13 protein-coding genes are annotated in these 10,274 nt (G+C 68.1%); 7 read left to right on the top strand and 6 right to left on the bottom strand.

Going from position 1 to position 10,274, the window contains the following annotated elements; translation table 11 throughout:
• Positions 1-78: 78 nt before the first annotated feature.
• Positions 79-2,349 carry a catalase gene (locus BLW81_RS05655; RefSeq protein WP_083406365.1) on the top strand — a complete coding sequence of 757 codons (2,271 nt, stop codon included), beginning with the start codon at positions 79-81 and terminating at the stop codon, positions 2,347-2,349.
• Positions 2,350-2,364: 15 nt separating this feature from the next.
• On the opposite strand, the gene BLW81_RS05650 is transcribed toward BLW81_RS05655, so the two are convergent.
• Positions 2,365-3,219, bottom strand: coding sequence for an SDR family NAD(P)-dependent oxidoreductase (locus BLW81_RS05650; protein ID WP_083406364.1), 855 nt, complete (start codon positions 3,217-3,219; stop codon positions 2,365-2,367).
• A gap of 108 nt (positions 3,220-3,327) precedes the next feature.
• On the opposite strand from BLW81_RS05650, the gene BLW81_RS05645 reads away from it, so the two are divergent.
• Positions 3,328-3,894: a TetR/AcrR family transcriptional regulator gene (locus BLW81_RS05645; protein WP_083406363.1), complete on the top strand. Its 567-nt coding sequence runs from the start codon at positions 3,328-3,330 to the stop codon at positions 3,892-3,894.
• 7 nt (positions 3,895-3,901) lie between these two features.
• Here BLW81_RS05645 and BLW81_RS05640 read toward each other — a convergent pair whose 3' ends face one another.
• The gene (locus tag BLW81_RS05640) at positions 3,902-4,363 is read right to left on the bottom strand and encodes a GNAT family N-acetyltransferase (protein ID WP_083406362.1); all 462 of its coding nucleotides are present in this window, start codon (positions 4,361-4,363) and stop codon (positions 3,902-3,904) included.
• A 68-nt stretch (positions 4,364-4,431) separates the two neighbouring features.
• Here BLW81_RS05640 and BLW81_RS05635 point away from each other — a divergent pair, with 68 nt between their 5' ends.
• Positions 4,432-4,779: a YidH family protein gene (locus BLW81_RS05635; protein WP_083406361.1), complete on the top strand. Its 348-nt coding sequence runs from the start codon at positions 4,432-4,434 to the stop codon at positions 4,777-4,779.
• A 1-nt stretch (position 4,780) separates the two neighbouring features.
• Positions 4,781-5,095: a DUF202 domain-containing protein gene (locus tag BLW81_RS05630; protein WP_083406360.1), complete on the top strand. Its 315-nt coding sequence runs from the start codon at positions 4,781-4,783 to the stop codon at positions 5,093-5,095.
• Positions 5,096-5,099: 4 nt separating this feature from the next.
• On the opposite strand, the gene BLW81_RS05625 is transcribed toward BLW81_RS05630, so the two are convergent.
• The 3 genes from BLW81_RS05625 to BLW81_RS05615 form a co-directional block, all read right to left on the bottom strand.
• Positions 5,100-5,522 carry a cupin domain-containing protein gene (locus BLW81_RS05625; protein WP_083406359.1) on the bottom strand — a complete coding sequence of 141 codons (423 nt, stop codon included), beginning with the start codon at positions 5,520-5,522 and terminating at the stop codon, positions 5,100-5,102.
• Positions 5,523-5,624: 102 nt separating this feature from the next.
• Positions 5,625-6,242 carry a TetR/AcrR family transcriptional regulator gene (locus tag BLW81_RS05620; RefSeq protein ID WP_083406358.1) on the bottom strand — a complete coding sequence of 206 codons (618 nt, stop codon included), beginning with the start codon at positions 6,240-6,242 and terminating at the stop codon, positions 5,625-5,627.
• A gap of 18 nt (positions 6,243-6,260) precedes the next feature.
• On the bottom strand, positions 6,261-7,112 hold the full coding sequence (locus BLW81_RS05615) for an oxidoreductase (protein WP_083406357.1): 852 nt from the start codon (positions 7,110-7,112) through the stop codon (positions 6,261-6,263).
• A 212-nt stretch (positions 7,113-7,324) separates the two neighbouring features.
• On the opposite strand from BLW81_RS05615, the gene BLW81_RS05610 reads away from it, so the two are divergent.
• Both BLW81_RS05610 and BLW81_RS05605 read left to right on the top strand, forming a co-directional pair.
• The gene (locus tag BLW81_RS05610; protein WP_083406356.1) at positions 7,325-7,927 is read left to right on the top strand and encodes a DUF308 domain-containing protein; all 603 of its coding nucleotides are present in this window, start codon (positions 7,325-7,327) and stop codon (positions 7,925-7,927) included.
• A gap of 3 nt (positions 7,928-7,930) precedes the next feature.
• A complete protein-coding gene (locus BLW81_RS05605; protein WP_083406355.1) occupies positions 7,931-9,295 on the top strand; it encodes an FAD-binding oxidoreductase in 1,365 nt (454 codons plus the stop codon).
• A gap of 7 nt (positions 9,296-9,302) precedes the next feature.
• Here BLW81_RS05605 and BLW81_RS05600 read toward each other — a convergent pair whose 3' ends face one another.
• Positions 9,303-9,857, bottom strand: a complete 555-nt coding sequence (locus BLW81_RS05600; RefSeq protein WP_083406354.1) for a TetR/AcrR family transcriptional regulator — start codon at positions 9,855-9,857, stop codon at positions 9,303-9,305.
• 127 nt (positions 9,858-9,984) lie between these two features.
• Here BLW81_RS05600 and BLW81_RS05595 point away from each other — a divergent pair, with 127 nt between their 5' ends.
• Entirely contained in the window at positions 9,985-10,263 is a 279-nt protein-coding gene (locus BLW81_RS05595; protein WP_083406353.1) for a DUF732 domain-containing protein, read from the top strand.
• Positions 10,264-10,274 lie beyond the last annotated feature (11 nt).

The raw sequence follows: 10,274 nt of genomic DNA, 5'->3' as shown, positions 1-10,274 counted from the left end.
GGGAAACCCGCCGTCGCGAGCAGGCCTGCCGTCGATGACGGTTATCGGCACCGACACAGTCGCGATAGGGAGAGATCGATGGCGGATGACCGCGCACCCAAGGAAGCCGTCAAGGGCATCGTCGAGGAGGCCAAGGGCAAGGCCAAGGAGGCGGCCGGCACGCTGATCGGCAACGAAGAGCTCAAGCGCGAGGGCCAGGCCGAACAACACAATCCGTCCTACATCCCCGGTGCGCCCGGGCCGGAGGCGCCGTCGATCGATGAGCCGACGGCTCCGCGCGACCCACTGCCGCCGAAGGCCGATCAGGTCGCGCCTGAACTGCGCACCGCGACGGGTGCTCCTGCCGAGGGACCAGTGACCGCTCGTGGACAGCAAGGTGCGTACCTCACCACCGCACAGGGCGCGAGGCTCTACGACACCGACCACTCCCTGAAGGCCGGCGAGCGCGGGCCGACCCTGCTGCAGGACCACCACCTTCGCGAAAAGATCACCCACTTCGACCACGAACGCATCCCGGAGCGGGTCGTGCACGCGCGCGGCGCCGCCGCGCACGGTGTGTTCCGCGGCAATGGCGCAGCCGAAAAGATCTGCAAGGCACAGTTTTTGAAGTCCGGCGAGGAAACCGACGTCTTCGTCCGCTTCTCGACGGTGCTCGGTTCACGCGGCTCGGCCGACACGGTACGCGACACCCGCGGCTTCGCCACCAAGTTCTACACGCAGGAAGGCACCTTCGACCTCGTCGGGAACAACATCCCGGTGTTCTTCATCCAGGACGGCATCAAGTTCCCCGACGTCGTGCACGCCGCCAAGCCACATCCGGACCGCGAGATCCCGCAGGCGCAGAGCGCGCACGACACCTTCTGGGATTTCGTGTCGCTGCACACCGAAGCCCAGTTCCACACCATGTGGAACATGTCCGACCGCGGAATTCCGCGGTCGTACCGGATGATGGAGGGGTTCGGCGTGCACACGTTCCGGCTGACCGCGCCGGACGGATCGACGTCGCTGGTGAAGTTCCACTGGAAGCCCCGCCTCGGTGTGCACTCACAGGTCTGGGAAGAAGCCCAGATCACTGCGGGGGTGGATCCGGATTTCCACCGCCGTGACCTCGCGGACGCGATCGAGAAGGGCGTCTACCCGGAGTGGGACCTCGGGGTGCAGGTGTTCCCGGACACCCCGGAGCAGATGTTCGAGGGCATCGATCTCCTCGACCCGACGAAGATCGTGCCCGAGGAACTGGCACCGGTGCAGGTCATCGGAACGCTCCAGCTCAACCGCAACGTGACGAACTTCTTCGCCGAAACCGAACAGGTCGCCTTTCATCCCGGCCACCTGGTGCCCGGTATCGACATCACCGATGACCCGCTGCTGCACGCTCGGCTCTTCTCGTACCTCGACACGCAGATCACCAGGCTGGCCGGCCCGAATTTCAGCCACATCCCGATCAACCGGCCGCACGCTCCGGTCAACGACATGTTCCGCGACGGATTCCACCAGTCCGGTGTGCATCCCGGCGTGGCGCCGTACAAGCCGAACTCCCTCGACGGCGGTTGCCCGTTCCTCGCGGGCGCGGACACCGGCGCGTTCATCGAGGTGCCCACCGTCGTGCCCGAATCCACCAAGCGCCGCGACGCACCGGCCACCTACGACGACCACTTCAGCCAGGTGACCATGTTCTACCGCAGCCTGAGCGCGGCCGAACAGGAACACGTCGCCGAGGCCTACACCTTCGAACTCGGCAAGTGCTACGAGCAGGCCATCAAGGAGCGTCAACTGGTGGCGTTGGCCAACATCGACGCCGACCTGTGCGCGAAGGTGGCCGATGGGCTGGGCCTCGAGGCGCCGACTCCGACCGTGGTCCCCGCTGACGCCGAGGTGCTCAGTGCCGCGTTGTCTCAGGTCGGTGCGGAATGGCCGGTGGAGGGCCGCCAGATCGGCATCCTCACGGGCCCGGACTCCGACCTCGCCGGCGTGGCGGCCGCCGTCATGGCGATCGCCAACGCCAAGAACGTGCCGTTCGTCGTCGCCGCCCACGGCGGCACCCTGGAGCACGACGGCGGCACCATCCCGGTGTCGCGCACCTATGCGACCGCCCGTTCGGTGGAGTTCGACGCGATCCTCATCGCGGGATCGCCGGATAACGCCAAGGCGAAAACGATTGTCGACGAGACGTTCCGGCACCACAAGGCGATCGCGGTCCTGCCCGAGGGGACTGAGCTGGCCACCGCCGCAGCGGTTCCGACCGACGGGCCGGGCGTGTTCTCCGGCTCCGATGCGGCGACACTGGCCCAGGATCTGCTCAACGCGCTCGGGCGACACCGGGTGTGGGACCGGGTGGTGGCCGCCTGACGGTTCTGACTCGCGTCACCGCACCAGGGTGGCGCCGCCGTCGAGGCGGATCTGCTGGCCGGTCATGAAGCGTGACTCGTCGGCGAGCAGATACACGGCGGCATAAGCGGATTCCCACACGGTGCCGCGGCCCATCTTGAGCTTGACGACCTCGTTGTGCCGTTCGGTCGCCTCGTCGGGATCCAGGCCGAACAGCGACTGGGATTCCCGATTGGCCAGCACCGAGTTGATCGGGCCGAGCATCAGCGTGTTGACGCGGATGCCCATCTCCGCGTACTGCACGGCGGTCAGTTCGGTGATCTGGTTCAACCCGCACTTGCCCAACGCGTAGGGCATGATGCCGATGTTGAGCCCGAGCTCGTTCTTGACGCTCGCGATCGACGAGATGTTGACGATGCTGCCGGTGGTGTCGCCTGCGTTCTTCTCCATGCATTGCGCGGCAAAGAGATTGCAGTGATAACACCCGAGCATGTTGACGTTGATGCCGTAGTTGAAGTTCTCGACGGTCATCGAGTTGGACTCGAAGTCGAACGGCGGGTTCGTCGCGACGCTGTAGACCATGCCGTCCACCCGGCCGCTCGTCGCCATCGCCGTGTCGAAGATGCGTTGACAGTCGTCCTTGTCGGCGACGTTCGCTTCGACGGCGTAGGCGCTGCCGCCCTCGGTGGCGATCATGTCGACGGTCTCGGAGACCGCGTCGGGGTTCAGGTCCACCGCGACGACCTGCGCGCCGTGGCGCGCCGCGAGGATCGAGATGGCCCGCCCGTTGCCCATGCCCGGTCCGGCGCTTTGCCCGGCTCCGACCACGACGACCACCTTGCCGGACAAGTCGAACGCCGTGCGGTCCCTGCGGTCGAAGTCAAACGACACGGTTCTCCTCTATCGTGCGAATCTCCTGACCAAACGTACAGGAGAAAACTGTACGAATGGTCAGCTAGAGTGACCGATGTCAGCAATCCCACACGGAGAGGCGGCGCCGTGAGCAGCCACCCGGCGGAGGCCGGCGGACCGACCCGGCGACGACTCATCGACGTGGCCGTCGAGCTGTTCAAACAACACAGCGTCGCCGGTACCTCGTTGCAGATGATCTCCGACGAACTGGGTCTGACCAAGTCCGCGATCTACCACCACTTCCGCACCCGCGACGAACTTCTCACCGCGGTGATGGAACCGCTCATCAGCGAGGTGGCCGCAATGGTCGCCGCCGCCGAGACCCGGCGCGGGCCGCACGCCCGCGCCGATCACCTGCTGCGTGACTACGCCGCGCTCGCCGCCGCCAACCGCGAGCTGATCCCGCTGTTCACCGGTGATCCCGCCGTCATCGCCCTGCTGCGGACGCGAACGGACTGGGCCGCCGTCGTCGAACGGCAGATGGCACTGTTGGCCGGAGTCGCGCCCGGACTGGGCGGGCAGGTGAAAGCCGCGCTCGTGATGTCGGGGATCGCGTCCGCCGCGGGCGCGGACTACGGCGACCTCGACGAGGCATCGCTGCGCGAGCAGTTGATCGCGGCCGGGCGCCGCACGCTCGGCCTGCGGGGCCGGTGACCCGCGCTCAGCGCAATTCGACGCGTTTGCGGTAGAAAACCCGGTCGTACCCGTCCTGGTTGCCCCGACCCGTCTCCTGGTACCCGTGGCGCGGATAGAACGTCTGGTTCTCGGTCATCGCACGGTGGGTGTAGAGCCGCACCTCGGGCAGGCCGAGCTCGCGTGCGTCGTCTTCGGCGCGCTCGAGCAATCGCGCCCCGTACCCGCGGCCCTGCGTGCCCGGCGCGACAGCGACGGTGTCCAGCAGCAGGTGGCCGTCACCGACCTCGTTGACGAGCGCCCCGACGATCCGGCCGTCCGCCTCCAGTACCCAGACCCGTGCGGTCGCGACCGCGTCGGCGTAGTCGGTCAGCATCGGCGCCGGGGGCTTGCCGATGCGAGCCACGTACATGTCGAACGCGTCGCGCACCAGGCGCTCGATGGCCGGCACATCGCCGGCGGTGGCTCGGCGGATCCGGGGGTCGTTCACAGCAGTCACGGTAGGGGACCGGTCGCGGTCACGGGAATTCGAAGCGCGAGAACGTACGCTGATCGGCGATGGACGAGCAAGAGCCGGACTATCGCTTCACGTTGGCCAACGAACGCACCTTCCTGGCCTGGATCCGCACCTCGCTGGCGTTGATCGCCGGTGGGATCGCCGTCGTCCAGTTCGTGCCGTCGCTGGGTGTTCCTGGCGTGCGCCATGCGCTCAGCGTCGCCCTGGTCGCGGCCGGCGGTGTGTTGGCCGCGTTGGCCGTTCGGCGCTGGCGCCAGGTGCAGGCCGCGATGCGCCGCGACGAGGAACTGCCGCCGACCCAGGTGCCGGCCCTGCTCGGGGGCGCGCTGTTCGTGGTCACCGTGGTGGTCCTGATAGTGCTGGTCATCTGGCCACCGACCGGGCAGTGAGATGCCTCGGCGCGAACCGACGAAACCCGGGCTGGCGGCCGAACGCACCCTATTGTCATGGGAGCGAAGCTCATTCGGGTTTCTCGTCGGCGGGGCGCTGATCCTGCTCCGTCAACACGGTCCGCTGGGTCACGCGCGAACACTGTTGGCGGCCATCGCGGTGGTGCTGGCGCTGGTGGTTCTCGCGCTGGGGTATCGGCGCTCCCGCCGGATCCGGACCGCCGCCGTGGACCCGCGCCGCGAGGTGCTGCTGCTCGGTGGCGCGACGGTGAGCTTCGCATTCGCCGTCGTGACGGTGCTGTTGTTCACCGGCTGACCCGTCACCCGAAGCCGCATCCCGGGTCGGGCGCGCTGTCGGAGGTCGGGGCGCCGGCGGGGTCGACGTAGGTCACCTCGAGCACCACCGGCGTGGTACCCAGGTTTCGTGCGTCGTGGACATGGTCGGGTCCGGTGGGGTCGGTGATCGGGTCACCGGCCCGGTAGAGCCCGTCCTGTCGGCAGTCGGCCGAATAGTGGGTCAGCTCACCGACCTCGACGATTCCATAGATCACGCCGCGATGGGTATGCCACCCGGTGCTCCCGCCCGGCGCGATCGTGATGTCGGCGACGATGTAGTCCTTGCCGTCGCGGACCTGCTGCGACAACACTGTGGAGTCGACCCCGACGGGCGCGGTGGCGGCGGCTTGCGGCGCCGTCGACACCTGCAGCGGCACCAGTGTGAGCAGTACTCCAACTCCGAACATGTTGCATCTTCCGGGTTTTCGCCACCGGCTCTGCGTTATCACCAAGCCATGGTAACGAAAGCTGTTGCAATACCGCCTGTTTGACAGCGAACTCTCAGCCTGTCATCCGGCGGCCAGTACGCGCAGCCACACCGACTCGCACGACTGCCGGGTGGCGTCCAACTCCTCCACCGAGATCCGCGACGCCTGGTAGAAGCTGCGCTCCACCATCCAGCACAGCATGCGGGCGACCGCGCCCGCCTGGTCGGGTGCGTCGCCGGGCGACAGTCCGCCGCGCACCAACAGGGCGGCCACCGCGTCGGCGATCGCGTGTGCCGCCTCGGTCCACACGCGGTCGACCTCGGGAACGGTGGAGCCGAAGTCCACAGCCGCGCGCATGACCACACCGTGCTCACGCCACTGCTGCGCGGTGTTCTCCAACGCTGCCGCGATGACCTCGGCGACGGGACCCGGACGCGCCAGCACGTCAGCAGAACCCTCCCGCAGTGCCCCGACCGTCCGCGCGACCAGAGCAACCAGAATGTCCTGCTTCGACGCGAAGTAGAAGTACAGCGCGCTGCGGGTCATCCCCACTGCCTCGGCGATCTCGGCTATCGTCATCTGCACGAAACCCCGTGTCGTCAGCAGCTTCTCGGCGGCATCGAGGATCTGCTGTTCGCGGACGTCGCCTTTGCGCACGGCCTGCGGCTCCCGGCGGCGCGACGGCCAGGATTTCGTCATCGGCGCATACCGGGTGCCTCAGTTCGCGGCAAGTTGTGCTCCCTCGGGGAAATCGGTGCTGCGGGACAGATCCTCCCACCGCCGGATGTCGGAGTCGACAGCGCTACGGGCAGCGGTGACGAGCCGCAGGGCGTCGGAGCCCAGCACCAGGTGCGCCGGCGGCTCCTCGACGTCGAGGATCGACAGCACCGCTTGGGCGGCCTTCTCGGGATTGCCCAACTGGTTTCCGCTGGCCGCGAGGCGTGCCGCGCGGATGGGCTCGAACAGCGCGTCGTAGTCGGTGATCGAGCGTTGCGCGCGCGTCATCGAGCGCCCCGCCCAGTCGGTGCGGAAGGAGCCGGGTTCGATGGCGGTGACGTGGATGCCGAAGGCGGCGACCTCCTGGCGCAGGCTGTCCAGCATGCCCTCGACCGCGAACTTGCTCGCACAGTAGGCAGCCATCCCGGGTACGGCCATCAGTCCACCCATTGACGTCACGGCCATGAGGTGGCCGGCGCGGCGTCGTCGCATATAGGGCAGCACCGCCTGCAGCGTGGCCGCCACGCCGAAAACGTTGGTGGAGAACTGTGCTCGGAAATCCGACAGCGCGGTCTCTTCGAAGATGCCCTCGACGCCGTAACCGGCGTTGGCGATGACGACGTCGATGGGTCCCACCGTCGATTCGACGTCGGCCACGGTGCGGAGCACCGCGTCATCGTCGGTGACGTCGAGCAATCTGGCGTGGGCCCGGCCCGGCTCCAGCGCCTCGAACGCAGCGGCGTCCTCACGTCGGCGGACGGTGCCTGCCACCTGGTGGCCGGCCTCGACGGCTGCTGCGGCGAACGCGGCGCCGAGTCCGGTGCTCACGCCGGTGATGAAAAACGTCTTCATGGATGCCTCCTCGTCAGCGGTCCTTATTCGACGGGCTGTCGACTATAAATCGACATAACGTCAAACTAACTGGTAGCGTCGGTGCGCGCAATGTAGTCACGCGACTACGGTAGGTTGTAGTCGCGTGACTACAGCCGCCGGGGCCAACCGGCCCCCTGCTGTTCACCCGAGGGCGTCGTCGTTGCCGTCCGAACGCCGATCGAGGAGAAAACATGTCGAACCACGGACCCGTCACCACCGACCGCTGGCTGCGCTCCTACTACCTGGTGCGTGGCGGATTCTCACTTGTGTGGGTCGCCGCGGCGCTGACCATCGGCGCACGATGGCAGGTGGCCGCCGACATCCTGCTGCTGATCTATCCCGCATGGGACGCGTTGGCCAATGTGGCAGACGCGCGGCGCAATGGTGGCCTGCGTGGCAACCGGACCCAAGCCGTCAACGCCGCCGCGAGCAGCCTGACCACCGTCGCGGTGGCCTTCGCGCTCGCTGCGAGTCTCAACGCCGTTCTCGGGGTCTTCGGAATCTGGGCGGTGCTGTCGGGGCTACTTCAGCTGGCGACCGCGGTGCGCCGGTGGAAATCCGTTGGCGCGCAGTGGTTGATGGCCATCAGTGGCCTGCAGTCCGCGGCCGCCGGCGCACTGTTCCTGCAGAAGGCCGGAGCCCCGCAGACACCCGGCGTCGCCGACATCGCCCCCTACGCCGCTTTCGGCGCCTTCTACTTCGTGGTGTCCGGTGTCTGGTTGACCATCGCGCTGACGCGCCGCGGACGCGAGGTCGGCACGCCGACCTCGCCGGCGACGCAACCGGTGCGCTGAAGTATGACCATCCTGACCGACCTGCGGTCGGCGATCGCGCCCGACCGCGTGCTCGTCGACGGCCCGGAATTCGACGCGGCGCTGCACCAGTTCAATGGTGCGGTCCACATCCGGCCCGCCGTCGTCGTCCGATGCGAGTCCGCCCCTGACGTGCAGGTTGCGATCCGCGTGGCCCGGGAACACACCATCCCGTTATCGGTCCGCGGCGGCGCCAACGACTTCTGGGGACGTGGACTACGCAGCGACGGGTTGGTGCTGGATCTGTCCGCGATGCGCGCGGTCCGGGTCGACGAGGACAGGCGGATCGCGACCGTCGAAGGCGGCGCGCTGTCCTCGGATGTGGTGCGCGCCGCGGAGAAAGCCGGACTGACTGCCGTCACCGGGACCGTCGGCACCGTGGGCATCGTCGGATTGACGCTGGGCGGCGGATACGGCCCGTTGACCGGACGTTTCGGCCTGGCGGCCGACAACCTGCTCGGCGCGCAGGTCGTCCTTGCCGACGGTGCGCTCGTCGACACCGACACCGAGCCGGATCTGTTGTGGGCGTCGCGCGGTGGGGGCGGGAACTTCGGGGTGGTGACCTCGGCGCGCATCCAGTTGCACCCGGTGCCGGTCGTCGTGAGCGGCACGATCCTCTACCCGGTCACGCAGGCGCGCAGCGTCCTCGCCGGCCTGCACGACATCCTCGCCGGCGCGCCGGACGAGTTGACGGTCGACGTCGGTTTCCTGCCCGGCGCCGACGGATCACCCACGGTGTACGTCGCGCCCACCTGGTCGGGTGACGTTCGGCGAGGGGATGCACCAGGCGGTCCGGTGCACACGCTCACTCGGCTCGGCACACCGGTGTTGGCCGACATCGCGCCGGTCGCCCGGTCCGTGCCGCTCGCGGCGACGACCGCCATGTTTCCTTTCGGGCGGAGAGGAGCGATCCGCACCCGCATGCTCCCGGGGATCTCCGAGCCGGTCGGCGATGTCCTCGAACGGGCGGCACGCAACTTCAGCTCACCGTTCTCGGCGCTCCTGTTGCACCAGTTCCACGGTGCTCCCACCCGCGTGCCGCTGGACGCCACCGCATTCGCCCTGCGCGAACCGCACTCCATGGCCGAGCTGATCGCGTTGTGGGACAACGACAGTCGGCCTGCCGACACGGTCGACACCCCCCACCAACGATGGCTCGAGCACGTGCATGCAGCGCTCGAGCCCTACGCGATGCCGGGCGGATACGTCAATCTCCTCGGACCGGAAAGCCCGGACCAGATCGCGCAGGCGTACGGCGCCAACACCGCACGGCTGCTCGCGATCAAGCGCAGATTCGACCCGCACGGTCTCTTCGACGCCACGCCGCTGCCGCCGGGCTGCCCTGAGTGACCGGCGCTCACCGAGTCGTGTCGCCGCCGCCCAGCAGCGCCGCCAGGGCGTCGGCGATGTCGGTGAAGGGTCGCGGGTCGTCGTCGGACAGACCCGTGGCGGCCTTCAGGAACGGGCCGAACAATCGCCAACCGAGGTGCAGAGCCAACGCGTCCGCGGTGGCGAGACGAGCCGCGTGTGGGTCACCCCCTCCAGCGGCCGCCACCAGTTGCTCGACGTTCGGGAAACGGTGCTGCAGCCGGCCGAGATCGAAGCCGTCCAACAGCGCGCGGGCGATCACCTTCCAACTGCGCTCGGCGCGCGCCTCCACCACCGCGCGCGGCGCGTCGGCGTCACGCGCGGACGCCAGGTCGTCGGCCAGGTAGTCCAGCACGGCCGAGACCAACGCGTCCTTGTTGCCGATGTGCCGGAAGATCAGCCCCGCGTTCACCCCGGAGCGAGCGGCGATGTCGCGCAGCGATGTTGCTGCCGGGCCCCGGTCGGCGAACAGGTCTGCGGCATGCGACAGCACGATTGGCCGGATACGCGCACCCGCAGCCGTGCCACCACCAGCTGTAGTCATCGAGCTACAGTACCGCCACGTATCAGCAAGGCCCGGCAGCCTGTTTGCTGAAATGCCCTTGAGCGAACATCTGTAGATCTACCATCGGCCTAGGTTCACAGGGGAACCCGACCCGGTGGAGGTTCGTATGTCGACGATCATGCGTGCGCTGGCCGCCCTCGCCATCTCCGCGGTGATGACGGCGCCGGGCGCGTCGGCCGAGGAGGGCGACTATCTGCACGAGCTGCAGGATCGGTACCGGTTCCTGACGCCCGAGCAGCTGCTCGACGCGGGCTACCGGGTCTGCGCCGTCACCGACGCCGGCACGCTGTCGCCGGATGCCGCGGGCATGGTGATGCGCGATCTGGAGGTCAACGTCGGCGTCGCCATGGACATCGTGAGCGGCGCCGTCATCAAGCTGTGCTGACCTGACGCGTT

It is taken from the genome of Mycolicibacterium rutilum (genome assembly GCF_900108565.1).
In the GTDB taxonomy this organism is placed as follows: domain Bacteria; phylum Actinomycetota; class Actinomycetes; order Mycobacteriales; family Mycobacteriaceae; genus Mycobacterium; species Mycobacterium rutilum.
This window is presented reverse-complemented; position numbering and strand designations above follow the sequence as displayed.